The sequence below is a fragment of the Pseudomonas sp. S3_B11 genome (assembly GCF_054667715.1).
In genome coordinates this window covers 4,424,855-4,449,368 of record NZ_CP162749.1, presented here as the reverse complement: position 1 = coordinate 4,449,368, position 24,514 = coordinate 4,424,855, and the positions used below count along the sequence as shown (strand labels likewise).

Annotated in this window: 22 protein-coding genes; 15 read left to right on the top strand and 7 right to left on the bottom strand. The window is 61.5% G+C overall.

What is annotated here, in order from left to right:
- Positions 1 to 62 precede the first annotated feature (62 nt).
- Positions 63 to 407 carry a YciI family protein gene (locus AB4O22_RS19990; RefSeq protein ID WP_003198606.1) on the top strand — a complete coding sequence of 115 codons (345 nt, stop codon included), beginning with the start codon at positions 63 to 65 and terminating at the stop codon, positions 405 to 407.
- A 161-nt stretch (positions 408 to 568) separates the two neighbouring features.
- Entirely contained in the window at positions 569 to 1,804 is a 1,236-nt protein-coding gene (locus AB4O22_RS19985) for an RNA polymerase sigma factor (RefSeq protein ID WP_003198610.1), read from the top strand.
- Between the two features lie 161 nt (positions 1,805 to 1,965).
- On the opposite strand, the gene AB4O22_RS19980 is transcribed toward AB4O22_RS19985, so the two are convergent.
- The 4 genes from AB4O22_RS19980 to AB4O22_RS19965 all read right to left on the bottom strand — a co-directional run bounded on the left by AB4O22_RS19980 (position 1,966) and on the right by AB4O22_RS19965 (position 7,297).
- The gene (locus tag AB4O22_RS19980) at positions 1,966 to 3,309 is read right to left on the bottom strand and encodes an imelysin family protein (protein WP_460097020.1); all 1,344 of its coding nucleotides are present in this window, start codon (positions 3,307 to 3,309) and stop codon (positions 1,966 to 1,968) included.
- A 267-nt stretch (positions 3,310 to 3,576) separates the two neighbouring features.
- A complete protein-coding gene (locus AB4O22_RS19975) occupies positions 3,577 to 5,628 on the bottom strand; it encodes a putative bifunctional diguanylate cyclase/phosphodiesterase (RefSeq protein ID WP_003198614.1) in 2,052 nt (683 codons plus the stop codon).
- 294 nt (positions 5,629 to 5,922) lie between these two features.
- Positions 5,923 to 6,519, bottom strand: a complete 597-nt coding sequence (locus AB4O22_RS19970; RefSeq protein ID WP_003198616.1) for a superoxide dismutase — start codon at positions 6,517 to 6,519, stop codon at positions 5,923 to 5,925.
- A 175-nt stretch (positions 6,520 to 6,694) separates the two neighbouring features.
- Positions 6,695 to 7,297, bottom strand: coding sequence for a LysE/ArgO family amino acid transporter (locus tag AB4O22_RS19965; RefSeq protein WP_003198617.1), 603 nt, complete (start codon positions 7,295 to 7,297; stop codon positions 6,695 to 6,697).
- Positions 7,298 to 7,394: 97 nt separating this feature from the next.
- Between AB4O22_RS19965 and AB4O22_RS19960 the strand changes: the two genes are divergently transcribed.
- The 4 genes from AB4O22_RS19960 (at position 7,395) to AB4O22_RS19945 (ending at position 11,446) form a co-directional block, all read left to right on the top strand.
- Entirely contained in the window at positions 7,395 to 8,294 is a 900-nt protein-coding gene (locus AB4O22_RS19960) for a LysR family transcriptional regulator ArgP (protein WP_003198619.1), read from the top strand.
- Between the two features lie 85 nt (positions 8,295 to 8,379).
- A complete protein-coding gene (locus AB4O22_RS19955; RefSeq protein ID WP_223472027.1) occupies positions 8,380 to 9,372 on the top strand; it encodes an NAD-dependent epimerase/dehydratase family protein in 993 nt (330 codons plus the stop codon).
- Between the two features lie 106 nt (positions 9,373 to 9,478).
- The gene (locus AB4O22_RS19950) at positions 9,479 to 10,348 is read left to right on the top strand and encodes an ATPase (protein ID WP_223472028.1); all 870 of its coding nucleotides are present in this window, start codon (positions 9,479 to 9,481) and stop codon (positions 10,346 to 10,348) included.
- 255 nt (positions 10,349 to 10,603) lie between these two features.
- Positions 10,604 to 11,446 carry a cache domain-containing protein gene (locus AB4O22_RS19945; protein WP_223472029.1) on the top strand — a complete coding sequence of 281 codons (843 nt, stop codon included), beginning with the start codon at positions 10,604 to 10,606 and terminating at the stop codon, positions 11,444 to 11,446.
- Between the two features lie 99 nt (positions 11,447 to 11,545).
- Here AB4O22_RS19945 and rapA read toward each other — a convergent pair whose 3' ends face one another.
- The gene (rapA, locus tag AB4O22_RS19940) at positions 11,546 to 14,392 is read right to left on the bottom strand and encodes an RNA polymerase-associated protein RapA (protein WP_057449677.1); all 2,847 of its coding nucleotides are present in this window, start codon (positions 14,390 to 14,392) and stop codon (positions 11,546 to 11,548) included.
- Positions 14,393 to 14,621: 229 nt separating this feature from the next.
- On the opposite strand from rapA, the gene AB4O22_RS19935 reads away from it, so the two are divergent.
- The 3 genes from AB4O22_RS19935 to ccoM all read left to right on the top strand — a co-directional run bounded on the left by AB4O22_RS19935 (position 14,622) and on the right by ccoM (position 15,480).
- Positions 14,622 to 14,963, top strand: coding sequence for a hypothetical protein (locus AB4O22_RS19935; RefSeq protein ID WP_003198629.1), 342 nt, complete (start codon positions 14,622 to 14,624; stop codon positions 14,961 to 14,963).
- A 94-nt stretch (positions 14,964 to 15,057) separates the two neighbouring features.
- Positions 15,058 to 15,219 carry a hypothetical protein gene (locus tag AB4O22_RS19930; protein WP_003198631.1) on the top strand — a complete coding sequence of 54 codons (162 nt, stop codon included), beginning with the start codon at positions 15,058 to 15,060 and terminating at the stop codon, positions 15,217 to 15,219.
- A gap of 144 nt (positions 15,220 to 15,363) precedes the next feature.
- Positions 15,364 to 15,480, top strand: coding sequence for a cytochrome c oxidase subunit CcoM (gene ccoM, locus AB4O22_RS19925; RefSeq protein ID WP_014336959.1), 117 nt, complete (start codon positions 15,364 to 15,366; stop codon positions 15,478 to 15,480).
- A gap of 254 nt (positions 15,481 to 15,734) precedes the next feature.
- Here the strand turns inward: ccoM and AB4O22_RS19920 are convergent, their stop codons facing one another.
- Together AB4O22_RS19920 and AB4O22_RS19915 are read right to left on the bottom strand one after the other, a co-directional pair.
- Positions 15,735 to 17,210: an inorganic phosphate transporter gene (locus AB4O22_RS19920; RefSeq protein ID WP_003198633.1), complete on the bottom strand. Its 1,476-nt coding sequence runs from the start codon at positions 17,208 to 17,210 to the stop codon at positions 15,735 to 15,737.
- A 366-nt stretch (positions 17,211 to 17,576) separates the two neighbouring features.
- On the bottom strand, positions 17,577 to 17,777 hold the full coding sequence (locus AB4O22_RS19915) for a hypothetical protein (RefSeq protein ID WP_003198635.1): 201 nt from the start codon (positions 17,775 to 17,777) through the stop codon (positions 17,577 to 17,579).
- A 578-nt stretch (positions 17,778 to 18,355) separates the two neighbouring features.
- On the opposite strand from AB4O22_RS19915, the gene pcaR reads away from it, so the two are divergent.
- The 6 genes from pcaR to pcaH all read left to right on the top strand — a co-directional run bounded on the left by pcaR (position 18,356) and on the right by pcaH (position 24,513).
- A complete protein-coding gene (gene pcaR, locus AB4O22_RS19910) occupies positions 18,356 to 19,198 on the top strand; it encodes a pca regulon transcriptional regulator PcaR (RefSeq protein ID WP_003184507.1) in 843 nt (280 codons plus the stop codon).
- A 140-nt stretch (positions 19,199 to 19,338) separates the two neighbouring features.
- Positions 19,339 to 20,685 (top strand): 4-hydroxybenzoate transporter PcaK, encoded by a 1,347-nt coding sequence (locus AB4O22_RS19905; RefSeq protein WP_003198637.1) that lies wholly within the window; start codon positions 19,339 to 19,341, stop codon positions 20,683 to 20,685.
- A gap of 247 nt (positions 20,686 to 20,932) precedes the next feature.
- Positions 20,933 to 21,793, top strand: coding sequence for a CoA transferase subunit A (locus AB4O22_RS19900; RefSeq protein ID WP_003198638.1), 861 nt, complete (start codon positions 20,933 to 20,935; stop codon positions 21,791 to 21,793).
- The gene (locus AB4O22_RS19895; RefSeq protein WP_003198639.1) at positions 21,790 to 22,569 is read left to right on the top strand and encodes a CoA-transferase subunit beta; all 780 of its coding nucleotides are present in this window, start codon (positions 21,790 to 21,792) and stop codon (positions 22,567 to 22,569) included. The genes AB4O22_RS19900 and AB4O22_RS19895 overlap by 4 nt, the downstream gene beginning before the upstream one ends.
- A complete protein-coding gene (gene pcaF / locus AB4O22_RS19890; protein ID WP_172681394.1) occupies positions 22,566 to 23,771 on the top strand; it encodes a 3-oxoadipyl-CoA thiolase in 1,206 nt (401 codons plus the stop codon). Before AB4O22_RS19895 ends, pcaF begins: the two co-directional genes overlap by 4 nt.
- 37 nt (positions 23,772 to 23,808) lie before the next feature.
- Positions 23,809 to 24,513 (top strand): protocatechuate 3,4-dioxygenase subunit beta, encoded by a 705-nt coding sequence (pcaH, locus tag AB4O22_RS19885; protein WP_003198643.1) that lies wholly within the window; start codon positions 23,809 to 23,811, stop codon positions 24,511 to 24,513.
- Position 24,514 lies beyond the last annotated feature (1 nt).

The window sequence follows — 24,514 nt, the reverse complement described above, 5'->3', positions numbered from 1 at the left end:
GGTTTTTTTGCTGAGCCTCATTCTGCCGTCCATAGTTGATCAGTCCGATCACGGAGCCTTCCATGAAGTACCTATGCCTGGTGTATAGCAACGAACACACGCTGCACAACTCGCCCGACAGCCCGGAGGACGCCGAGTGCATGGCCTATGCCGAATCGATCCAGGGCAGTGGGCGGATGCTGGCCGCCGAGGCCCTGGAGTCGGTGCAGACCGCTACCACGGTGCGCATGCGCGGCGGCAAGCTGTCGATCACCGACGGCCCGTTCGCCGAAACCAAGGAGCAACTGGCGGGCTTCTACCTGATCGATGCCAAGGACCTCAACGAAGCCATCCAGGTCGCTGGCAATATCCCGGCGGCCCGGGTCGGCTGCGTCGAAGTGCGACCGGTACGCCAACTGAACCCCTGAACAACAAATACAAACAGGACTTCATTCATGAACCTTGCAGCTGTCCCTTATGCGTTATCCATCAGCCGAATGATCGACGCCCGGCGTCAGAGGATTTTCCGCGCCCGGAGCGAGCCGGCCTTACGAGGCCAAGGGTGGGGCCCCCAAGGCATGCCCGACTGATGTCGGTCGAAGCGGTCAAGGCGCGGGTCGAGCAGGTTTATCGGCAAGACTCGCGGCGGATCCTGGCGACGTTGATTCGCCTGCTGGGGGATTTCGATCTCGCCGAAGAAGCCTTGCACGAGGCCTTCTTCATTGCGGTCGAGCGCTGGCAGCGCGACGGGGTGCCGGACAACCCGCGGGCCTGGCTGGTGTCTGCCGGGCGTTTCAAAGCCATCGACAGTTTGCGCCGGCGCGCGCGTTTCGCCGCGTCCCGGCCGATGTTGATCGCCCAGCTCGAAGAGCTGGAGCAGGGCCAGTGGAGTGACGAAGACGTGGAAGACGATCGCCTGCGGCTGATTTTCACCTGTTGCCACCCGGCCCTGGCGGCGGACGCGCAGGTGCCCCTGACGCTGCGGGAAGTCTGCGACCTGACCACCGAGCAAATCGCCCGGGCTTTCCTCGCCGCCCCGGCGGCCATTGCCCAGCGCATCGTACGGGCCAAGGCGAAGATCCGCGATGCCAGGATCCCCTATCAGGTGCCGTCCCGCGCGGAACTGCCAGAACGGCTGGACAGCGTGCTGCGGGTGATCTACCTGGTGTTCAACGAAGGTTATTCGGCCTCGATGGGCGCCGAGCTGACCCGCGAAGACCTGACGCGCGAAGCCATCCGCCTCGGGCGCCTGCTGATGGAGTTGCTGCCCGAGGCTGAGGTCATGGGGTTGCTGGCGTTGATGCTGCTGCACGAATCCCGGCGTCCGGCGCGAACTTCATCGACCGGTGAGCTGATCCTTTTGGATGAACAGGCGCGATCCTTATGGGATGCCGAGCTGATCGCCGAGGGCTGTGCGTTGGTGGAAGCCGCGCTGAAAACTCGCCGGTTCGGGCCGTACTGCCTGCAAGCGGCGATTGCGGCGGTGCATGCCGAAGCGCCGACGGCGCAGGAGACCGACTGGCCGCAGATCGTCGGGCTTTATGATGTGCTGCTGCGCGCCGTGCCATCGCCGGTGATCGAACTCAACCGCGCCGCTGCCCTGGCCAAGCGCGATGGACCGGAAGCCGGCTTGCGCCTGGTCGAGGCGATCCTGGGGCGTGGGGAATTACTCGACTATCACCTGGCCTACTCGGCGCAGGCGGAGTTCTGTCGTCAACTGGGACGCTTGGACGAGGCGAGGTCGGCGTATCGACGCGCGCTTGAGTTGACGCAGCAATTGCCGGAACGGCGGTTTATCGAAGGGCGGCTTGCGGGGTTGCAATGATGAATCACAAGCAACGAAATTCCTGTGGGAGCGAGCTTGCTCGCGATGGCGGTAGACCGGCCAACATGAATGTCGACTGATAGCCCCCAATCGCGAGCAGGCTCGCTCCCACAGGTTTGTGGCTTGGCTGGCTGCGTTAACCGTCAGCCAGCCGGCGTTGATCAGAACTCGTGATCAGCGTTGTCCGGGTTCAGGTCGCTGATGCCCAGTTTGCCCGCAGCCTGTTCGATCGAACCGGTCTGCTTGACCAGTGCGGCGATGGCGTCGCGCACGATCTGGTTGCCCGCGGTGTTGCCGGCGGCGATCAGTTGGTCGTAGTGCTCACCTTTGTTGGCGTGATCGACCATGACCTGGATCTTGGCCTCGGTGTCGGCCAGGTCGGCCTTGAGCGCGGTGTCCGCGGTCGGATCGGCCTTGGCGACCAGGGACGACAGGCTCGCGCCGGTCATCTTGGTGCCGTCGACGCGGGTGTATTCGCCCAGGTACACGTTACGTACACCCTTGGCATCGTAGAAATGCGAGTTATGGGTGTTGTCGCTGAAGCAATCCTGCTCGTCTTCTGGCGAGTTGGCTTCCAGGGACACTTTCATGCGTTCGCCCGCCAGTTCCCCCAGGGACAGGCTGCCCATGCCGAACAGCATCTTGCGCAGGCCGCTTTCGGCGGGCTCGGCTTCCAGGGTGGCGCGGTAGTTGTCAGACACGTTCGGCTTCCAGTTGCCGACCATCTCTTCGAGGTCGTTGACCAGCAATTGGGTCACGGACTTGAGGTAGGCACGACGACGGTCGTTGTGACCGCCGGTGGCGCCAGCGCCTTGCAGGTAGTCCGACGCCGGGCGGTTACCCGCGCCAGGGCCGGTGCCGTTGAGGTCCTGGCCCCACAGCAGGAATTCGATGGCGTGGTAGCCGGTGGCGACGTTGGCCTCGGAACCGCCCAGCTCATTGAGGCTGGCGAGTTTTTCCGGGGTGATGTCCTTCACATCGACCTTGTCTTCGCCGACCTGGACTTCGGTGTTGGCGATGATGTTGGCGGTGGCGCCCGGGTTACCCAAGGCGTGCTCGTAGGATTTGTCGACGTAGTCGATCAGGCCCTCGTCCAGGGGCCAGGCGTTCACCTGGCCTTCCCAGTCGTCGATGATGGTGTTGCCGAAGCGGAACACTTCGCTTTGCAGGTAAGGCACGCGTGCGGCGACCCAGGCAGTCCGGGCGGCCTTCAGGGTCTCGGCGTTCGGCTTGGCCAGGAACGCGTCGACGGCGGTTTGCAGGGTTTTTGCCGTGGATTCGGCATCGCTGTAGACGGCATAGACGATGTCGGCATAGTGCGCGACAACGGCCTTGGCGGCAGCTTCGTCGATTTTGCCGGCGGCAGCAGGGGCGACCGGTGCCGCGGTGCTGGCGGCAGGCGTTGGCGCTTGCGGCGCGGCGGCCTTGTCTTTGCCTTCGCCGCAACCGGCGAGGGAAATAGCGATAGCCAGCAGACTGGCAGTAGCCAGGGGCATACGAATCATGGCAAATCCTGCTTCGATGATGGATGGGACAGGCGCGAGGTGCGCGAAACTGCGACATAATGCGAAAGATTTGCATTATGTGTAAAGGGTTGCAGGTGTAAATATTTCTTATTTAATGATGGGAGATTGCCGCCTTCGGTAGCGTCTGTAGGAGCTGCCGAGCGAAGCGAGGCTGCGATCTTTTCACTGACGCTTGAATCCCAGGCGAACAAACCGAAGATCGCAGCTTCGCCAGCTCCTACAAAGGCTTGGCGCCGGGGGGAGAAATCAGATGATGGAAACCTTGCTGCGCTCGGCCTGCTTCAGGTAAAGGCCCAATTCCCGTGCCGGCAGCGGTTTGCTGTAGTAATACCCCTGACCTTCGTGGCAGCCCTCGGCGATGATGTAGGCTTCCTGTTCGACCGTCTCGACGCCTTCGGCAATGACCTGCATCCCCAGGCTCTTGCCCAACTGGATGATGGCCCGGACGATGGTTGCATCGTCCTCGTCGTCGAGCAGGTCCTGGACGAAGCTCTTGTCGATCTTGATCTTGTCCAGCGGCAGGCTCTTGAGGTAGCTCAGGGACGAATAGCCGGTCCCGAAGTCATCGATGGCAATCAGCGCCCCGGAGCGGCGCAGGCTCAGCAAATGCTGGGCAGCGGTGGTGATGTCTTCCATCAGGCCTGTCTCGGTAACTTCCAGTTCCAGGCTGCGCGGCGGCAGCCGGTACATTTGCAGGAGATTGTTCACCACCCGCGGCAGTTCGGCGTGGTGCAGTTGCACCGTCGACAGGTTGACCGCCATGCGCAGGTCGAGGAAGCCCTGGTCGTGCCATTCGCGCAATTGCCTGCAAGCCTGGTCCAGCACCCATTCACCGATGGCGATAATGGTGCCGTTCTGCTCGGCCAGGGGAATGAACAGATCCGGCGGCACCAGGCCGTGCTCGGGATGGTGCCAGCGGATCAGGGCTTCGGTGCCCACCACCCGCAGGTCGCGGTAGCTGATCTGCGGCTGGTACACCAGGGTGAACTGCTCGCGGGCCAGGGCCTCGCGCAAGTCTTTCTCCAGTTCGCGACGGCGGCGCATCTCGCTGTCGACGCTGGCGATGTAGAACTGGTAGCGATTGCGCGAGCGGCTCTTGGCCAGGGTCATGGTCTGCTCGGCTTTCTGCAACAGTTTCTCGGTGCTGTCGCCGTCTTCGGGGAAGAGGGTGATGCCGATGGTGGCCCGCAGGCGGATTTGTTGATCGTCGATGGCGAACGGCGCTTCCAGGTCATCGAGGATGCTCTGGGCCAGTTCGGCGGCCTCGTAAGGCTGTTCGATGTCGGCCTGGACCAGGGCGAACTGGTCGCCCCCCAGCCGCGCCAGTGCGCCGAGCCGACCGCTGTGGGCCCGCAGTCGGTCGGCCAGGGCCAGCAGCAACTGGTCGCCGGTCTGATAGCTGAACTGTTCGTTGATGCCCTTGAAGTCATCCAGCCCCACACACAGCACCGCCACCCGGCGTTGCAGGCGCCCGGCGTCCACCAGGATCTTGTCCAGTTGCTGTTGCAGCTGCTGGCGGTTGGGCAGGCCGGTGAGGAAGTCGTACTGGGCCATGCGCAGCAGGCTGTTTTCCGCTTCGTGGCGCAGGTGCGTGTTGCGCTCGATGGATTCGAGCAGTTGGTTGGCCGTATTGATCCACAGGCCCAGCTCGTTTTGTTCGTGACCGCGCAACTGCGGGATTTTGTGCTCGCTGGGGCGATCGGGGTTGATTTCGGTCAGGTGCTGGATGATCCGCGACAATGGTTTGGTCAGCAGCCAGTGATAGACCAGGTACAGCACCAGGCCCATGGCCAGGGCTCGCAGCATCCCGGAAATGAAAATGATCACCGAGTTGACGATGAAGCCTTCGCCGTAGGTGGCGGTGTCGAGGGTAATGCTCAGGTCGCCGTAATATTCGCTATAGGGGCCGCGTCCCACCAGTTGCGTGGTAAAGGTGCGCTCCTTGCCCAGGATCAGGTCGGTCAGCCAGCGGCTTTCGGAGTGCTGCAAGGGCCGGGTTTTTTCGGCGAGCATGGTTTCGCGTGGATGGCCGATGGAAGCCATGCGTACGGCTTCGTCCTGGAACAGGCCCTCGATCACTTGCATGCCCATCTCCCGGTCCAGGCTGTAGACGGCCTGGGTCGAAGGATCACGGAACATGTCGAGGATCCGCTGGGCGTCACTGGCGACGGCCTGGTTGGTTTTGTAGGCATCGTACACGATCTGGGCGCAGCTCAAGACCATGCCAACGATCAATGCCGAGAGGAGCACGACCCGGAGCAACTTCACAGACAAGCTGTTCTTGAGTTCCAGCTTCAAAGAGTGGTTCCTTGTTCCGTGCGGGTAGCGTCAAGTTGCCATGAGTATTGGCAATCCTGTGATGTCAGTCAAAGGGACAATCAAACACAAGGGTTTTCGCTTGAAACCTCACCGATGTACGTTTTTTCCAGAGTGATTGCTCTACGACCATTGTGTCGGTTGGAAGGGGCCGCAACTTGAGGCCTCCAGGGATTTTTTCTTGGGTTCCAGACCCGAGGTATTTTGCCTGCGGTCATTTTTGCCCGGCAAAAAAAACCCGGCACGACGCCGGGTTTTCTTGTCTGGCATCGACGCTTAGGCGGTGAAGGCTTTGCCTTCGAACTGCTCGGCGACGAATTTCCAGTTGACCAGGTTCCAGAACGCTTCGACGTATTTCGGACGAACGTTGCGGTAGTCGATGTAGTAGGCGTGTTCCCACACGTCGCAGGTCAGCAGCGGGGTGTCGCCGCTGGTCAGCGGGTTGCCGGCGCCGATGGTGCTGGCCAGGGCCAGGGAACCGTCAGCCTTTTTCACCAGCCAGCCCCAGCCGGAACCGAAGGTGCCGATGGACGTCTTGCTGAATTCTTCCTTGAACTTGTCGAATGAACCGAAGGCCTTGTTGATGGCTTCAGCCAGCGCGCCGGTTGGTTGACCGCCGGCGTTTGGCGCCAGGCAGTTCCAGTAGAAGGTGTGGTTCCAGACCTGAGCGGCGTTGTTGAAGATACCGCCCGAGGAAGTCTTGACGATTTCTTCCAGGGTCTTGCCTTCGAACTCGGTGCCAGGCACCAGGTTGTTCAGGTTCACGACATAGGTGTTGTGGTGCTTGTCGTGGTGGTATTCCAGAGTCTCTTTGGAGATGTGCGGCTGCAGTGCATCGTGTGGATAGGGCAGCGGCGGCAATTCGAAAGCCATGGTGATTCTCCTAATCAGGTCAGTTGCGGTGAGCGCAAGGCCGATCACGGGCGGCCAGACTAGCGCCGGGGAGTTTGTACTCTTTGCGGCGCAGGAGTCGGATCATAGCACCGGGGGTGCGGCATAACCACGCAACAACTGTGTGGAATAGAGGTTCCAGAGCGGTTTGGAATAATCAGCCGTTCACGATCAATTGCACCGCCACGGTAAACATCATCGTCGCCACGAGCAGGTCGAGGATCCGCCAGGTGCTTGGGCGAGCGAGCCAGGGTGCCAGCCACGCAGCGCCGAAGGCCAGGGTGAAGAACCACAGCAGCGAGGCACTGGCCGCGCCCACGACATAGGCGCCGGGCACGCTCTGCTGGGCACCGAGGGAGCCGATCAGCAGCACGGTGTCGAGGTAGACGTGGGGGTTGAGCAGCGTCACCGCCAGGGCGCTGAGCAGCACCGCCCGCAGCGAGCGCACGGCCTGGTTTCCCCCCTGTTGCAGGCTTTGCTTCGAGCAGGCCCGGCGCAGTGCCAGGCTGCCGTACCAGAGCAGGAAAGCCGCACCGCCCCAGCGGGCTATCGACAGCAGCAACGGACTCTGGGCCAGCAATGTCGCCAAGCCGAAAACCCCGGCGGCGACCAGCAGCGCATCGAATGTGACGCACAGCGCCGCCACGGGCAGATGATGTTCGCGGCGCAGGCTCTGGGCCAGCACAAATGCGTTCTGGGCGCCGATGGCCATGATCAGCCCAAGGGCTACCAGCAGGCCGTTCATATAACTTTGCCACATAGGTTTGATCCCCGGTTTGTGTACGAATGCTGGCCATTCTCCGGGGAAGGGTTGTATAAGAAAAACCAATCCTGCTGATTGCTCATTAGGAAAACTGATGTTCGACTACAAATTGCTTTCTGCCCTGGCTGCCGTGGTCGAGCAGGCCGGTTTCGAACGCGCGGCCCAGGTGTTGGGTTTATCGCAATCGGCCATTTCCCAACGGATCAAACTGTTGGAAGCGCGCATCGGCCAGCCCGTGCTGGTACGTGCCACGCCGCCGGCACCCACGGAGATCGGCCGACGGCTGCTCAATCATGTGCAACAGGTGCGCCTGCTTGAGCGCGACCTGCAAAGCCTGGTGCCGGCCCTGGATGAAGAGGGTCTGCCGGAACGTTTGCGCATCGCCTTGAACGCCGACAGCCTGGCAACCTGGTGGGCGGCAGCCGTGGGCGATTTCTGCGCCGAGCATCACCTGTTGCTCGACCTGGTGGTGGAGGACCAGACCGTTGGCCTCAAGCGCATGCGCGCCGGTGAAGTGGCGGCGTGTGTCTGCGCCAGCGAACGTCCGGTGGCGGGCGCCCGCAGCGTGTTGCTGGGAGCGATGCGCTACCGGGCGCTGGCCAGCCCGGCGTTCATTGCCCGGCATTTCCCCGACGGGGTACGGGCCGATCAACTGGCCCATACGCCGGCATTGGTGTTTGGCCCGGATGACTTCCTGCAGCACCGCTACCTTGCGTCCGTGGGCGTGGAGGGCGGTTTCGAGCACCATCTGTGCCCCTCGTCCGAAGGTTTCATTCGTCTTGCTGAAGTCGGGCTGGGCTGGGGGCTCGTGCCGGAGCTGCAAGTGCGCGAACAGCTGGAGCGAGGCGTGCTGGTGGAATTGCTGGCAGATAAACCGATCGATGTGCCGCTGTACTGGCATCATTGGCGCAATGGCGGGCAGTTGCTCGGCTTGTTGACCGAACAGTTGATCCGCTCCTCCCGGCAGTGGCTGGTGCCTTGGGAGGCGCAGTAGACGTCAAGCTGCTGGTAAAAGCGGCGCACAGATAAATTTGCAGGTTGTAGCGCGAGACTCGTAACCGCATTTCTTAGGAGCATTCATGAAAATTCTGGTCACCGGCGCGAGCGGCTTCATCGGCGGGCGCTTCGCGCGTTTCGCCCTGGAGCAAGGCCTGGATGTACGGGTCAACGGTCGCCGGGCCGAGAGCGTGGAGCACCTGGTGCGTCGCGGTGCACAGTTTGTCCAAGGGGATCTGAACGACCCGCTGCTGGCCCGGGATTTGTGCCTGGATGTCGAAGCCGTGGTGCATTGCGCCGGCTCCGTGGGGCTCTGGGGCCGCTATCAGGATTTCCACCAGGGCAATGTCCAGGTCACGGAAAATGTCGTTGAGGCCTGCCTCAAGCAAAAGGTTCGCCGGCTGGTTCATCTGTCCTCGCCGTCCATCTACTTCGACGGGCGTGACCACCTCGGGTTGACTGAAGAACAAGTGCCCAAGCGCTTCAAGCACCCTTACGCCGCCACCAAGTACCTGGCTGAGCAGAAAGTCTTCGGCGCCCAGGAGTTCGGCCTCGAAGTGCTGGCCCTGCGCCCGCGTTTCGTGACCGGCGCCGGTGACATGAGCATTTTTCCGCGGCTGTTGAAAATGCAGCGCAAGGGGCGCCTGGCAATTGTCGGCAACGGGCTGAACAAAGTGGATTTCACCAGCGTGCAGAACCTCAACGAAGCGCTGCTCAGCAGCCTGCTGGCGACCGATTCAGCGTTGGGCAAGGCCTATAACATCAGCAATGGGGCACCGGTTCCTCTGTGGGATGTGGTCAATTATGTGATGCGCCAGATGGAAGTCCCACAGGTCCGGCGTTATCGTTCCTACGGCTTGGCTTATAGTGTCGCGGCCCTGAATGAAGGTTTCTGCAAATTGTGGCCGGGCCGCCCCGAACCGACGCTGTCGCGCCTGGGCATGCAGGTCATGAACAAAAATTTCACCCTGGACATCAGCCGGGCCCGGCATTATCTCGATTATGATCCGCAGGTCAGCCTGTGGACCGCCCTCGATGAATTTTGTGCCTGGTGGAAGGTCCAAAGTGCCCGCTGATCGCCCCGTCATGAACCGAGTGCCAGGTTCGGGGTCAATCGGTGCGGCGGGTGAGGGGGTTATACTCACCGCATCAAGCCATCACCGGTTTCCCAAAGGTTGAACCATGCCCATGCGTAACGATGCCAACGACGACTTCGATGATGTACCGAGCCTGCGGATGCGGGCCGACATTCCCGATGACGATGATTTCCTGCCCAACCGCCAGCCTCATGTGCAAGCGCGCCCGGCGCCCGTAGCCGCGGTCAAGGTCAAGGGGCCCAGCACCGGGCCGCTGTGGGCATTGGTCGGCGCGCTGCTGTGTGCGTTCGGTTTCCTGGCCTGGTGGAGCTTCCAGCAGATTTCCCTGATGGAGCAGCAACTGGTGGCCACCCAGGAGAGCTTCGCGCGGATCAGTGAAGATGCGGCGGGACGACTGCAGGAGTTTTCCGGCAAGGTCGTCGCCGGCCAGTCCAACGTGATGAGCGACAGTGAGGCCTTGAAACTGCAGATCAAGCAGTTGGAAAGCAAGCTGCAGGATCAGGGCAAGCAATTCGACAACAAACTGCTGGAGCAGTACAAGCAACAGCAAGCTACCTTCGGTCCGTCTGCCGACTTGGACAAGGAACTGGCCCAGCTCATTGCCCAGGCCACTGAACAGCAGAACACCAACACTCAGTTGCAAGCTTCCAACAAGGAGCTCCAAGCCCAGGTCAAGACGCTGGTAGCTGAAGTTACCGCCCTGAAAAGCCAAGGCGAGGGTGGTGCCCTGGATGCTCAGCTCAAGAGCATCGGTGCTGACATCACCGCCCTGAAAAGAGCCACCTCCAACTCGGCTATCGATCGCCTGGAGCAGGATGTGATCGTGCTCAAGAGCCAGCAGGACAAGGGCGGCAACACCGCCGAGTTCGACGCCTTCCGCGGCCAGGTCACCCGTAATATCAACACCCTGCAGGCGCAGATCCAGAATTTGCAGCAGCAACTCCGCAGTCAATAAGCCTGTTGGCGTTTGTTCGCGATAGTGGCGTGTCAGTGCGCATCATGCTGAATGTGCCGCCGTTATCGCGAGCAAGCTCGCTCCCACAGGGTAAGCACCTCCAGTGTGGGAGCGAGCTTGCTCGCGATGACGTCCTGTCAGTCAGTATCAATACCCACTGATGCACCAGGCCTCCCCAGCAATTCCCTGAATACTCCAACATCACCCCACGCCGTCTACGCTCTTGAAACACCAACAAGAACGAGGGGCGCGCATATGGTTTTTTTTCACAGGATGGCCTGGCTGGGCGCAATGCTTGTGCTGGGGCTGGCACCGGTTCATGCCGCGACACCGGATGACGGCCAGGCGGCCCGCTCGCTGCTGGAAAAGGCCTTGGCCTATTACCATGACAACGGCGACAAAGCCTTTGCCGCTTTCAGTCGCCAGGGGGATTTCGTCGACAAGGATCGCTACGTATTCGTGGTGGATACCCAGGGTGTGATGCTCGCCAGCGGCGGGCCTTCCTCAGCGCTGATCGGGCGAGACGTGTCCGAAGTGCTGGGCCCGGACCTGCGCAAAGCCTTCAAGGACGCCTTGAAAACCCCCGAGGCCAGCGGCATCCAGCAAGCCGAGTACCGTTGGCAGAACTGGTCGGACGGCAAGGTTGAGCGCAAGCATGTGTATTTCCAGCGTGTCGGCGAGCGAATCCTGGCCGTCGGCTACTACCTGCCACGGGCTTCCGCCGAACAGGCCAAGGCGTTGCTGGACAAGGCCTCGAGCGACCTGCTGAAAAACGAGAAAGCCACGCTGACGGCGGTCAACTCCCTCAAGGGCGGTTATCTGCAGGATGACCTGTATGTCTTTGTCGTTGACCTCGATACCCGGCGGTATGTCGGCCATGGCACCAACCTGCGCTTGATCAATACCGATTTTGCCAAGGTCAAGGATCCGGATGGCAAACCGGTGGGGGAGCCGATCCTGACCATGATCGGCAAGCAGGATGTGGGGGAGTATGAGTATCGGTGGAAGAACCCGGTGACTGGCAAGGTCGAGGACAAGCATGCTTACCTGAAGAAGGTTGGGCATTTCCTGGTGGCGGTGGGGTATTACAGTCCTTGAGGGGGGCTTCGTTTGGTGTGTATATCCGTTACCGCAGCAACGGATATACACCCGATAAAACCACCACAGCGGGGACCCATATCGGGCCCCCCGCCAATCTCAGCCCGCCACCAACACCCGAATCGCCTCCAAACGCAACGCCGCCTTCTCAAGCATCGCCAGGCCTTGCTCGCGCTGTTGGCGCAGGGCTACCAGTTCGCTGTCGCGCACGGTCGGGTTGACCGCTTGCAGGGCGGTCAGGCGGGCCAGTTCCTCGTCGGTATCGGCGGCCAGGCGACGTTGGGCCTCGGCCACGCGTTCGGCGTGACGCGGGGCGATCTTTTCTTCGCCGGCATTGATCCGTGGCGTGAGCTGGTCGCGCTGGGCCTGGATGAACTTGTTGGCGCTGGCACGGGGCACGCTTTCGAGCTGGTCGTTCAAGGTTTCGAACGAGACCCGGGCGGCCAGGTCGTTGCCGTTGGCGTCCAGCAGGCAGCGCAGGGCGGCCGGCGGCAGGTAGCGGCCCAGTTGCAGCGAGCGTGGGGCCACTACTTCACTGACGTAGAGCAGCTCCAGCAACACGGTGCCGGGTTTGAGGGCCTTGTTCTTGATCAGCGCCACGGCGGTGTTGCCCATGGAACCAGACAGCACCAGGTCCATGCCGCCTTGCACCATCGGGTGCTCCCAGGTGATGAACTGCATGTCTTCGCGCGACAGCGCCTGGTTGCGGTCGTAGGTGATGGTCACGCCTTCGTCGTCGCCCAGCGGGAAGCTGGCGTCGAGCATTTTTTCGCTCGGCTTGAGGATCAGCGCGTTTTCCGAATGATCCTCGCTGTCGATGCCAAAGGCGTCGAACAGGGTTTCCATGTAGATCGGCAGGGCGAACTGGTCGTCCTGCTCGAGAATGGCTTCCACCAGCGCATCGCCTTCACCAGCGCCGCCGGAGTTGAGCTCCAGCAAACGGTCGCGACCGGTGTGCAGCTCGGCCTCCAGGCGCTCGCGTTCGGTGCGGGCTTCGTCGATCAGCGCTTGCCACTGGCCATCGTCGGCTTCTTCCAGCAATGGCAGCAGGCGCGGGCCGAACTGATGCTGCAAGGCGTTGCCAGTCGGGCAGGTGTTGAGGAAGGCATTCAGGGCTTCGTGATACCACTGGAACAGCCGCGCTTGCGGGCTGGTTTCCAGGTACGGCGCATGCAGCTCGATGGTGTGCTTCTGGCCGATCCGGTCCAGGCGGCCGATGCGTTGCTCCAGCAAGTCCGGGTGCGCTGGCAGATCGAACAGCACCAGATGATGGGCGAACTGGAAGTTGCGGCCCTCGCTGCCGATTTCCGAACAGATCAGCACCTGGGCACCGAACTCTTCGTCGGCGAAATAGGCCGCCGCGCGGTCGCGCTCCAGAATGTTCATGCCTTCGTGGAACACCGTGGCCGGGATACCGGAGCGCACGCGCAAGGCGTCTTCCAGGTCCATGGCGGTTTCGGCGTGGGCACAGATCACCAGTACTTTGGTGCGCTTGAGCATCTTCAGGGTGTCGATCAGCCACTCGACCCGCGGGTCGAAACGCCACCAGCGTTCTTCTTCGCTGGCGTCCGGCTGGGCCTGGAAGCTGACTTCCGGGTACAGCTCGGGGTGATCGCCCAGGGGCAGCTCGAGGTACTCGTCCGGGCACGGCAGCGGGTAGGCGTGCAGCTTGCGCTCGGGGAAGCCTTGCACCGCTGCGCGGGTGTTGCGAAACAGCACGCGGCCGGTGCCGTGGCGGTCCAGCAGTTCACGCACCAGGCGAGCACTGGCTTCGACATCGCCATCACTGACCGCGGTCAGCAACGCTTCGCCTTCATTGCCCAGGAAGCCTTGGATGGTCTTGTGAGCCTCAGGCGAAAGACGGCCTTTGTCCAACAGCTCCTGCACGGCTTCGGCCACCGGGCGATAGTTTTCGCTCTCGGCGCGGAAGGCCTTGAGGTCGTGGAAGCGATTTGGGTCCAACAGGCGCAGACGAGCAAAGTGGCTGTCCTGGCCCAGTTGTTCCGGGGTTGCGGTCAGCAGCAGCACGCCCGGGATTGTCTCGGCGAGTTGTTCGACCAGCGCGTACTGCGGGCTGACCTGATCTTCGTGCCATACCAGGTGATGAGCCTCGTCGACCACCATCAGGTCCCAGCCGGCGGCGAACAGCGCGTCCTGGGCCTTCTCGTCGTCCACCAGCCACTCCAGCGCCACCAGGGCCAGTTGAGTGTCTTCGAACGGGTTGCTGGCATCACTTTCGATGAAGCGTTCTTCGTCGAACAGCGCGACCTGCAGGTTGAAGCGTCGGCGCATTTCCACCAGCCATTGGTGCTGGAGGTTTTCCGGCACCAGGATCAGGACGCGGTTGGCGCGGCCGGACAGCAGTTGACGGTGGATGACCAGGCCGGCCTCGATGGTCTTGCCCAGGCCCACTTCGTCCGCCAGCAATACCCGCGGCGCAATGCGGTCGGCCACTTCACGGGCAATGTGCAATTGGTGGGCGATAGGCTGGGCACGAACGCCGCCCAGGCCCCAAAGCGAAGACTGTAACTGGCGGCTGGTGTGTTCCAGGGTGTGGTAGCGCAGGGAGAACCAGGCCAACGGGTCGATCTGGCCGGCGAACAGACGGTCGCTCGCCAGGCGGAACTGGATAAAGTTCGACAGTTGGGTTTCCGGCAGGGTGACGACTTCGTTCTGCCCGTTGAGGCCGTGATAGACCAGCAACCCGTCGACGTCATCGACTTCGCGCACGGTCATTTTCCAGCCTTCGAAGTGAGTGATCACATCGCCCGGCGAAAACCGTACACGGGTGAGCGGCGCATTCCGTAGCGCGTACTGGCGAGTGTCGCCAGTGGCCGGATAGAGCACGGTCAACAAGCGGCCGTCCTGTGCCAGAACGGTGCCTAAACCCAGCTCGGCTTCGCTGTCACTGATCCAGCGTTGCCCCGGTTGATACTGCTGCGCCATGCTGCCTGACTCCCGCCTTGAAAAAGCCGGTTATCTTAACGGAAGGATCCCTCAGACCAAAGGATTTACGTACGCTGATTAGTTACTGACGGCACGGAACTTAAGCTTGCCCAGCGATCAAACAAGCTCGGCCCTGGGGATCGCTGCAATGCCAACTGGGTCACAAGTTTCAGACCGGCGGTTCAAGCTGCCACTTTCCCAGCCGACAACCTGAAGACAGGAGACCTTTATGTTGCCACCCATGCTCCCTTTGAGCGCCGTACCCATCACCGCTCAACAGGATCCGGTTCGCCAGCGACCGGACATACCGCCCGTGGTCCCGGTGCAGCCAAGCTCCAACGAAAGCACCATCGACCTGCAAAACCGCGACCCGGAAGAGGCCGCGCTGCTGTTGCGCGAGGAACAGCGTCGCCGGCAGGAGCGCGACAAGCGCCACCGCGAGGCCAATGAAGACCCTGAAGAACATCTGGCCGTACCGGGGACCGAACTCAACGCCGACAACACCGTGCCGGTGGTGCCGCTGATAGACGAAGAGTCGCGCCAGGGCTTGTGGGTCGATATCCAGATCTGATCCAGGTGTTTGCCGACGTACGCAGGCTGGTCAACTCCGCCAACAGCCCGCATCATGGGCGCATCCGCAATTCACTGCACGATGCCCACACGCCATGAGCCAAGACGACAAGCTGATCGACCTCAGTGCCGAGCGCGCCAAGCGCGTTCACGACCTCAACGAAAAACGCCTCAATGAAGTCCGCCAGGCTTTCGAGCAGGCCATGCCGTTGGGCAAGCCCAAGAAAAAGTCGAAAAACAAACCGAAAAAGCGCTGAACCCCCTCGATCCATTGATGCAGATCAGTTATTTCCCCACCTTTTCGCCCCGTTGCGGGCGTTATTGACCCCAGTCAATTTTCATCCAGGCCTGATTGGTTAACTTGAACCCATCGCAACAGGGGCAAGACCAGGAGGCCAGTCATGTTTTTCGATAATGTGGTGTTTGCCGGGGTGTTGACGGTCGGCCTCATGGTCGTGTTTTTCGCAGGCTTTGGATTATTCATCTGGAAAGACGCGCACAAGCGGAAAAAACCGTAGGTCTTTCCGGCTATAACGAGCACGCAAGGCATTTTGGGCGACTTCGGTCGCCCTTTTTTTTGTTCGTGATTCTCCAGCCAGATACCCAATCAACTGTGGGAGCGAGCTTGCTCGCGATAGTGGTATGTCTGTAGATACATGTGTTGACTGACCCACCGCCATCGTGAGCAAGCCCGCTCCCACAGGTGTCTGGCGTCAGGGCATAAAAAAAGGTGCGAACCGCAAGGATCGCACCTTTTTTTGAGTCGCTGGAATCAGCTACCCAGAGCCTTGGACGCCAGCCAGAACAGCCCGGCCGACAGCGCCACCGTGGCTGGCAGGGTCAGCACCCAGGCCAGCAGGATGTTGCGCACGGTGCCACCTTGCAGGCCGCTCTTGTTCGCGACCATGGTACCGGCCACGCCCGAGGACAGTACGTGGGTGGTGGAAACCGGCAGGCTGAAGATGTTCGCCATGCCGATCATGCACGCGGTGGTGATCTGCGCCGACATGCCCTGGGCGTAGGTCATGCCTTGCTTGCCGATCTTCTCGCCGATGGTCAGTACCACACGCTTCCAGCCGACCATGGTGCCCAGGCCCAGTGCCAGGGCGACCGCCAGGATCACCCAGAACGGGGCGTACTCGGTGGTGCCGGTCAGGTCCTTGCGCAGCTTGTTCAGGTCGTCTTTCTCACGGGCGGCCAGGCCTGGCAGCTTGCCGACCTTCTTCGCCGTGTCGTCCAGGCAGAGCAGGTAGCGACGCACTTCGATACGGCTTTCCGACGGCAGCGAATGGTAGTCGGCGACGCCCTTGAGGGTGTTGAGCAGGGCATCGATGGTGGGTTCGGTCTGCTGCGGGTTGCACCGGAATTTTTCCGGCAGATCGCCTTCCACGCTCTTGCCCAGTGCCAGGAATTCACCCAGGGATTCGCTGTTGCGCTGGTAGAACTGGCTCAGGTGCAGGGTCGCGTCGCGGGTCCGCTCGATCTGATACGTGGTGCTGCTCAGGTCGAGTACGAACTGCGAAGGCACGATACCGATCAGTACCAGCATGATCAGGCCGATGCCTTTCTGGCCATCGTTGGAGCCGTGGACAAAGCTGACGGCCATGGCCGAGATCACCAGTACCAGGCGGTTCCAGAACGGCGGGTGTTTCTTGTCGTCGATCTGGCGGCGCTGTTCCGGTGTCTTGTGCATCTTCGACAGCGGACGCCACCATTTCAGGCCGATCAGCACCAGGGCAGCGATCAGGAAACCGGCCATGGGCGAGAACACCAGGGAGGCGCCGATATCGATCGCCTTCTGCCAGTTCACTCCGTCGGCCAACGGGATATCGTTGATCAACGCGTTGGCCAGGCCCACGCCGAGGATCGAGCCGATCAACGTGTGGGAACTGGACGCCGGGATACCGAAGTACCAGGTGCCCAGGTTCCAGGTAATGGCCGCTGCGAGCAGCGAAAACACCATGGCCAGTCCATGTCCGGTGTTCACATTGATCAGCAGCTCTACGGGCAGCAAGTGAACGATGGCGTACGCCACCCCCACACCGCCCAGCAGCACACCGAGGAAATTGAACACACCGGAAAAGAACACCGCCAGATGAGGCGGCATGGCTTTGGTGTAGATAACAGTGGCAACCGCGTTAGCGGTGTCATGAAAGCCGTTGATGAACTCGAAGGCGAGGACAAAAGCCAGGGCGAGCAAGAGGCTCACAAGCACCCAAGCATCCAGTCCGCTGAATAAATCGATCATGAAGGTTTTCTGACCCGGTCATAAGGGGGCGCGATTATGCCAGAAAACCATGGCAATCGATGCATTGCCTGCTCGTCGGCAACATTCTTCAACGAAATAATTTGTAGGAATGCCTCTGGCGCGAGGTTTTCCGTGGGGCGCGTAACCCTTTGATTCAGGGGCGCAAAGCGTCCCGGAACCTGATCGCCGCCCGCTGTAGAGCACTTCGAGCGGTTGTATGAAATATCTGAAAAGATGGTCGGCCATGAGCCTTCCCCGGCCGTCGGACGGGAGCGGATGGCGGCCCGCTCATGGCGGGCGTGCGCTGTGGTTTCCGGCCTGGGTGGTGGCCGGAGACCTCCTCACAAGAACATCAGGCCCCGAGCGTCACTGCTCTTCGGCTTTGAGTTCTTTTTCCATTTTCTGGAGTTCCTGGGTGAAGGCCTGGTCCTGAACGGTGGCGCGCTTACGCCAGGGTTTGCGTTCCGGTTCAGGCTGCGCGGCGTAGGTGGTGATTTCCCCGCCGTAAACTTCCTTGTAACGTTGTTCCTGGCGCTCAAGTTCCGCGCGCAGTTCGTCTTTCGTCACAGTTGTACCTAATTAATTGAAATTGAATCTGGTGATACGCACTGCATGTAGACATGCAGACGGCCACGGCACCAGAGCTGACAGCTGACGTAGCATCAGGGCTTCGTGTTGTTGCCAATACAGGGGAAGCGACCCTAAAGGTGCTTCGGGCGCCAGGGTATTAACCAAGGTGCCTGCGTACGGGAGCGGTCGATTGGCCGTACCGTCGCTGAATTGCATTATAGCGGTCCAGCTGAATAACACTATCGGGAAATATTTAAAGGGGCCTGTTGTTGTGTGAAACGATGTTTGTATGTGCAAACTTGTGTCAATCAGGTTTCAGAAGATGCTTGCTAGTGCCGATGTCCTGATGCCATTCAAGGCGACAAGTTCAATATCGCCCACGCCCTCACGTCAAATCGCTTGTTGCTCTCGCTCAACTTGTTATCGAGCGTTCGACGGCTGGCGAACTCATGACACCGGGCAGGATTGCGATTATCGGTTGCCGGTTCGATAATCGAACACTGTTGACGGTCCGACCCTTGTCTGTCCGTCGGGCAGCCGCTTGTAATAGCCGTCATTCCCGGGGAAAACCAGACATGAACGACCAATTGCGCAATGCTTTCACCTCAGTCGCGCCACCGATCGTCGCCTCGCCGGCCAAGCGGATCCAGGCCCTGACTGGCGATCCTGATTTCATGACGTCCCTGGCCCGCGGATTGGCCGTGGTCCAGGCCTTCCAAGAACGCAAGCGGCACCTGACCATCGCCCAGATCAGCCATCGCACGGAAATCCCTCGCGCCGCCGTCAGACGTTGCCTGCATACCTTGATCAAGCTTGGCTACGCCACCACGGACGGGCGCACTTATTCGCTGCTGCCCAAAGTGCTGACCCTGGGGCACGCCTATCTGTCCTCGACACCCCTGGCCGTTTCTGCCCAGCCGTACCTGGACCGCATGAGCGAGCAACTGCACGAAGCCTGCAACATGGCGACGCTCGAAGGCGACGACATCCTCTATATCGCTCGATCAGCCACCACCCAGCGCCTGATTTCGGTCGATCTGTCGGTCGGAGGGCGTCTGCCAGCCTATTGCACTTCGATGGGCAGGATTCTCCTGGCGGCCCTGGATGATGCTTCGTTGCGCGACTACCTGGACCATGCCGACCTGCAAGCCAAGACCAGCCGCACCTTGCACACCCCCGAGGCGTTGCTTGAATGCCTGCAACAGGTGCGGCAGCAGGGCTGGTGTATCGTCGACCAGGAACTGGAACAGGGCCTGCGTTCGATTGCCGTGCCGGTGTATGACGCTTCCGGTCAAGTGGTGGCCGCGCTCAACGTCAGTACCCATGCCGGGCGGGTCAGCCGCAATGAGCTGGAACAGCGTTTCCTGCCAGGCCTGCTGGGGGCCAGCCGCGACTTGAGCGCGCAGCTGTTCACTTAAGCTGTTCGATAAACGCACACAGTCGGCGGCGATGAATTGACGGTATTTGCCTGCCCTCATTAATGTCGCGCAGCGTCATCCGGCGTGTTTCGCCGGTCCCTGATCGTTCGCCTGCGTTTATCGCGTGGAATAAAAATAAAATGAATCAGCCCCAGACCTCCGTAGGCAACTGCCTCGATGTGCAGTCCTTCATCAATGCCCAACCCATTTCGCGCTACCAGTGGCGGGTGGTGATTCTTTGTTTCCTGATTGTTTTCCTCGACGGCCTCGATACAGCGGCCATGGGCTTCATCGCCCCGGCGCTGTCCCAGGACTGGGGTATCGATCGCGCCAGCCTTGGCCCGGTGATGAGCGCCGCGCTGATCGGCATGGTGTTTGGCGCATTGGGTTCAGGGCCGCTGGCTGATCGCTTCGGACGAAAAGTCGTACTGGTGGGCGCGGTCCTGCTGTTCGGCGCGTTCAGCCTGGCGTCGGCCTACAGCACCAACGTCGATCAATTGCTGGTACTGCGTTTCCTGACCGGTCTGGGATTGGGCGCCGGGATGCCGAACGCCACCACCTTGCTCTCGGAATACACCCCGGAACGCAAGAAATCCCTGTTGGTGACCAGCATGTTCTGCGGCTTCAACCTGGGCATGGCCGGCGGCGGGTTCATCTCCGCCAAGCTGATACCGGCGTTCGGTTGGCACAGCCTGCTGCTGATTGGCGGGATCCTGCCGTTGATCCTGGCGGTCGTGTTGCTGTTCTGGCTGCCAGAGTCGGCGCGTTATCTGGTGGTGCGCAATCGCGGCACCGACAAGGTGCGCAAGACCCTGGCGCCGATCGAACCGAACACGGTGGCCCAAGCGGCGAGTTTCAGTGTGCCGGAACAGAAAACCGTGAAAGCCCGCAACGTGCTGGCGGTGATCTTCTCTGGCACCTACAGCGCTGGCACCTTGCTGCTGTGGCTGACCTATTTCATGGGCCTGGTGATCGTCTACCTGTTGACCAGTTGGCTGCCGACCCTGATGCGCGACAGCGGCGCGAGCATGGAGCAGGCAGCGTTTATCGGTGCGCTGTTCCAATTCGGCGGCGTGTTGAGCGCCGTCGGGGTGGGTTGGGCGATGGACCGGTTCAATCCGCACAAGGTCATCGGCATTTTCTACCTGATGGCCGGGTTGTTTGCCTACGCAGTGGGGCAGAGCCTGGGCAACATCACTTTGCTCGCCACCCTGGTGCTGGTGGCCGGCATGTGCGTCAACGGTGCGCAATCGGCGATGCCTTCCCTGGCCGCGCGTTTCTACCCGACCCAGGGTAGGGCCACCGGTGTCTCGTGGATGCTGGGCATCGGTCGTTTCGGCGCGATCCTCGGCGCCTGGATGGGCGCGACCCTGTTGGGCCTGGGCTGGAACTTCGAACAAGTCCTGACCGCCCTGGTGATCCCGGCGGCCCTGGCGACCACGGCGGTGGTGATCAAGGGCATGGTCAGCCATGCGGATGCGACCTGAGCCCACGACATAACCCCTGTGGAAGACAAATCTGAGGGCATGCAGGCTCCCACAGGGTCTGCTTCCACAGGGGCTCCGTGTGCTTGGCGAATATAGATAGCCAAACAACAATCTGTTCGATAAACGAACACTCAGTCGATTATCGGATTGTTTGGCTTTTCCCCCAGGCTTAATCTTCAGTCACTCCGGCGCTTAACCTCGCGCCTTTTTCTTCATGTCGGTCTACTGGAACACGGGAGCCTGCCCCATGGCTGAAATCCTTTCGCTGCACGACGCGGTGAAGCAATTCGTCAACGACGGCGATACCGTCGCGCTCGAAGGCTTCACTCACCTGATCCCTACGGCGGCGGGTCATGAAATCATTCGCCAGGGAAAGAAAGACCTGACCCTGGTGCGCATGACACCTGACCTGATCTATGACCAGTTGATCGGCGCCGGTTGTGCTCGCAAGTTGATTTTCTCCTGGGGCGGCAACCCTGGCGTCGGGTCGTTGCACCGCTTGCGCGATGCCGTGGAGAAGCAGTGGCCACACCCGCTGGAGATCGAGGAACACAGCCACGCCGACCTGGCCAACGCCTACGTCGCCGGCGCCTCTGGCCTGCCGTTCGCGGTGCTGCGGGCCTACGCCGGTTCCGACCTGCCGAAGGTCAACCCACTGATCAAGAGCGTGACCTGTCCCTTCACCGGTGAAGTATTGGCCGCTGTACCTTCGGTGCGCCCGGACATCACGGTGATCCACGCCCAGAAAGCCGACCGCAAGGGCAACGTGCTGCTGTGGGGCATTCTCGGCGTGCAGAAAGAAGCGGCCCTGGCCGCCAAGCGTTGCATCGTCACCGTGGAAGAAATCGTCGACGACCTGAACGCGCCGATGAACGCTTGCGTACTGCCGACCTGGGCATTGAGCGCCGTGTGCCTCGTGCCGGGTGGTGCCCATCCGTCCTACGCCCACGGCTACACCGAGCGTGACAACCGTTTCTACCAGGCGTGGGATCCGATCGCCCGGGACCGTGAGACCTTTACCGCATGGATCAACGAATACATCCATGGCACTAAAGACTTCAGTGAATTCCAGGCCAGACTGGCAGCCGCTTCGCAGGTGAAACCATGACTTACTCCACCAACGAAATGATGACCGTCGCCGCGGCGCGTCGCTTGAAGAACAATGCCGTGTGCTTCGTTGGCATCGGCCTGCCGTCGAAAGCGGCCAACCTGGCGCGGCTGACGTCGTCGCCGGACGTCGTGCTGATCTACGAATCCGGCCCGATCGGTGCCAAGCCCAGCGTACTGCCGCTGTCCATCGGCGACGGTGAGCTGGCGGAAACCGCCGATACCGTCGTACCGACCGGTGAGATTTTTCGCTACTGGCTGCAGGGCGGGCGCATTGACGTCGGTTTCCTCGGCGCAGCCCAGGTCGACCGTTTCGGCAACATCAACACAACGGTGGTGGGCGACTACCATCAGCCGAAAGTCCGCCTGCCGGGTGCCGGTGGCGCACCGGAAATCGCCGGTTCGGCCAAGAGCGTGTTGATCATCCTCAAGCAGTCGGCTCGCTCGTTTGTCGACAAGCTGGATTTCATCACTTCGGTCGGCCATGGTGAAGGCGGCGATTCGCGCAAACGTCTGGGCCTGCCCGGCGCCGGTCCCGTGGGCATCATCACCGACCTGTGCATCATGGAACCGGAAGCCGACACCCATGAGTTCGTGGTCACTGCGCTGCACCCCGGCGTGACCCGCGAGCAAGTCATTGCGGCCACCGGGTGGGCGATCCGTTTCGCCGACCAGGTGCAAACCACCGCCGAGCCGACCGAGCTGGAGCTGAGCGCACTGCGCGACCTGGAAGCTCGTACTGCGGCGGCCCACGGTCAGACACCGGGAGAAGCCTGATGCGCGACGTTTATATCTGTGATGCGATTCGAACCCCCATCGGTCGGTTTGGCGGCGGTTTGTCCGCCGTGCGCGCCGACGACCTGGCGGCCGTGCCGATCAAGGCGCTGATGGAGCGCAACCCATCGGTGGACTGGAGCGCAGTGGACGAAGTGTTTCTCGGCTGCGCCAACCAGGCCGGCGAAGACAACCGCAACGTGGCGCGCATGGCGCTGTTGCTGGCGGGCCTGCCGGAAAGCATTCCCGGCGTGACCCTCAACCGCCTTTGCGCCTCGGGCATGGACGCCATCGGTACGGCGTTCCGTGCCATCGCCAGTGGTGAGATGGAGCTGGCCATCGCCGGTGGGGTGGAGTCAATGTCCCGTGCGCCGTTTGTGATGGGCAAGGCCGACGCGGCGTTTTCCCGCAACATGAAGCTGGAAGACACGACCATCGGCTGGCGTTTCATCAACCCATTGATGAAAGCCCAGTACGGTGTGGACGCGATGCCGCAGACCGCTGATAACGTGGCTGATGACTACGCCGTGTCCCGCGCCGACCAGGACGCTTTCGCCTTGCGCAGCCAACAGCGCACGGCAGCGGCCCAGGCGGCAGGTTTTTTCGCCGAAGAAATCGTTCCGGTGCGTATCACCCACAAGAAAGGTGAAACCGTGGTCGAGCAGGATGAGCATCCTCGCGCCGATACCACGCTGGAAACCTTGAGCAAACTCAAACCGGTCAATGGTCCCGACAAAACCGTCACTGCCGGCAACGCCTCGGGTGTCAACGATGGCGCGGCTGCACTGATCCTGGCGTCGGCCGAAGCGGTAAAAAAACACGGCCTGACGCCGCGCGGCAAAGTGCTGGGCATGGCCAGTGCCGGCGTGGCGCCGCGGGTGATGGGCGTCGGGCCGGTGCCGGCGGTGCGCAAGCTCATTGAGCGCCTGGGCCTGGCGGTTGCGGATTTCGATGTGATCGAACTCAACGAAGCTTTTGCCAGCCAGGGCCTGGCGGTGTTGCGCGATTTGGGGCTGGCGGACGATGCGCCCCAGGTCAACCCGAACGGCGGAGCCATCGCCCTCGGCCATCCCCTGGGCATGAGCGGGGCGCGCTTGGTGATGACGGCGCTGCACCACTTGGAAAAGACCGGCGGCAAGAAAGGCTTGGCGACCATGTGCGTCGGCGTCGGCCAAGGGCTGGCGCTGGCGATCGAACGCGTCTGACGCGTCGTTCTACTAATAAGAATCCGAGGAACGCTGCATGACTGACAAGCCTGGTTATCGTCGCCCCCAAGCGGGCACCCAGCCGGAGTATCTGCACCCGCCGTACCAGTCCACCAACCTGCGCTCGCCGTCCAAGCCGTTGGTGTTCCTGCCTCATTCGCTGTCGGAAATTACCGGCCCGACTGTCGGTGCCGACCGCGTGCAAGAGAAGGACCACGACCTGACCGCCCAGCATGCCGGCGAGCCGCTGGGGGAGCGGATCATCATTCACGGGCGCGTGCTGGACGAGCATGGCCAGCCGGTGCCGGGCATCCTGGTGGAGATCTGGCAGGCCAACGCCGCCGGTCGCTACAACCATGACCGCGACAACCATGACGCGCCACTGGACCCGAATTTCACCGGCACCGGTCGCACCGTCACCGACGCCGACGGTTGGTATCAGTTCCAGACCATCAAGCCTGGCGCCTATCCGTGGGGCAACCATCACAATGCCTGGCGCCCGGCGCACATCCATTTCTCACTGTTCGGGCCGAGCATTCTGACGCGCCTGGTGACGCAGATGTATTTTCCGGGCGACCCGTTGCTGGAATACGACCCGATCTACAACTGCGTGCCGGACACCCGCGCCAAGGAACGCTTGATCGCCAGTTTCGACCTGGAAAAAACCGTCCCTCACTACGCCCTCGGTTACCGCTGGGACATCGTCTTGCGCGGCCGCGATGCCACGCCGATGGAGAAATAAG

What these genes read in the sequence shown, in the direction of transcription:
- AB4O22_RS19990 (WP_003198606.1), top strand. Translation starts at nt 63, where the DNA reads ATGAAGTACCTATGCCTGGTGTATAGCAACGAACACACGCTGCACAAC.
- AB4O22_RS19985 (WP_003198610.1), top strand. Translation starts at nt 569, where the DNA reads ATGTCGGTCGAAGCGGTCAAGGCGCGGGTCGAGCAGGTTTATCGGCAA.
- AB4O22_RS19980 (WP_460097020.1), bottom strand. Translation starts at nt 3,309, where the DNA reads ATGATTCGTATGCCCCTGGCTACTGCCAGTCTGCTGGCTATCGCTATT.
- AB4O22_RS19970 (WP_003198616.1), bottom strand. Translation starts at nt 6,519, where the DNA reads ATGGCTTTCGAATTGCCGCCGCTGCCCTATCCACACGATGCACTGCAG.
- AB4O22_RS19965 (WP_003198617.1), bottom strand. Translation starts at nt 7,297, where the DNA reads ATGTGGCAAAGTTATATGAACGGCCTGCTGGTAGCCCTTGGGCTGATC.
- AB4O22_RS19960 (WP_003198619.1), top strand. Translation starts at nt 7,395, where the DNA reads ATGTTCGACTACAAATTGCTTTCTGCCCTGGCTGCCGTGGTCGAGCAG.
- AB4O22_RS19955 (WP_223472027.1), top strand. Translation starts at nt 8,380, where the DNA reads ATGAAAATTCTGGTCACCGGCGCGAGCGGCTTCATCGGCGGGCGCTTC.
- AB4O22_RS19950 (WP_223472028.1), top strand. Translation starts at nt 9,479, where the DNA reads ATGCCCATGCGTAACGATGCCAACGACGACTTCGATGATGTACCGAGC.
- AB4O22_RS19945 (WP_223472029.1), top strand. Translation starts at nt 10,604, where the DNA reads ATGGTTTTTTTTCACAGGATGGCCTGGCTGGGCGCAATGCTTGTGCTG.
- rapA (WP_057449677.1), bottom strand. Translation starts at nt 14,392, where the DNA reads ATGGCGCAGCAGTATCAACCGGGGCAACGCTGGATCAGTGACAGCGAA.
- AB4O22_RS19935 (WP_003198629.1), top strand. Translation starts at nt 14,622, where the DNA reads ATGTTGCCACCCATGCTCCCTTTGAGCGCCGTACCCATCACCGCTCAA.
- AB4O22_RS19930 (WP_003198631.1), top strand. Translation starts at nt 15,058, where the DNA reads ATGAGCCAAGACGACAAGCTGATCGACCTCAGTGCCGAGCGCGCCAAG.
- ccoM (WP_014336959.1), top strand. Translation starts at nt 15,364, where the DNA reads ATGTTTTTCGATAATGTGGTGTTTGCCGGGGTGTTGACGGTCGGCCTC.
- AB4O22_RS19920 (WP_003198633.1), bottom strand. Translation starts at nt 17,210, where the DNA reads ATGATCGATTTATTCAGCGGACTGGATGCTTGGGTGCTTGTGAGCCTC.
- pcaR (WP_003184507.1), top strand. Translation starts at nt 18,356, where the DNA reads ATGAACGACCAATTGCGCAATGCTTTCACCTCAGTCGCGCCACCGATC.
- AB4O22_RS19905 (WP_003198637.1), top strand. Translation starts at nt 19,339, where the DNA reads ATGAATCAGCCCCAGACCTCCGTAGGCAACTGCCTCGATGTGCAGTCC.
- AB4O22_RS19900 (WP_003198638.1), top strand. Translation starts at nt 20,933, where the DNA reads ATGGCTGAAATCCTTTCGCTGCACGACGCGGTGAAGCAATTCGTCAAC.
- AB4O22_RS19895 (WP_003198639.1), top strand. Translation starts at nt 21,790, where the DNA reads ATGACTTACTCCACCAACGAAATGATGACCGTCGCCGCGGCGCGTCGC.
- pcaH (WP_003198643.1), top strand. Translation starts at nt 23,809, where the DNA reads ATGACTGACAAGCCTGGTTATCGTCGCCCCCAAGCGGGCACCCAGCCG.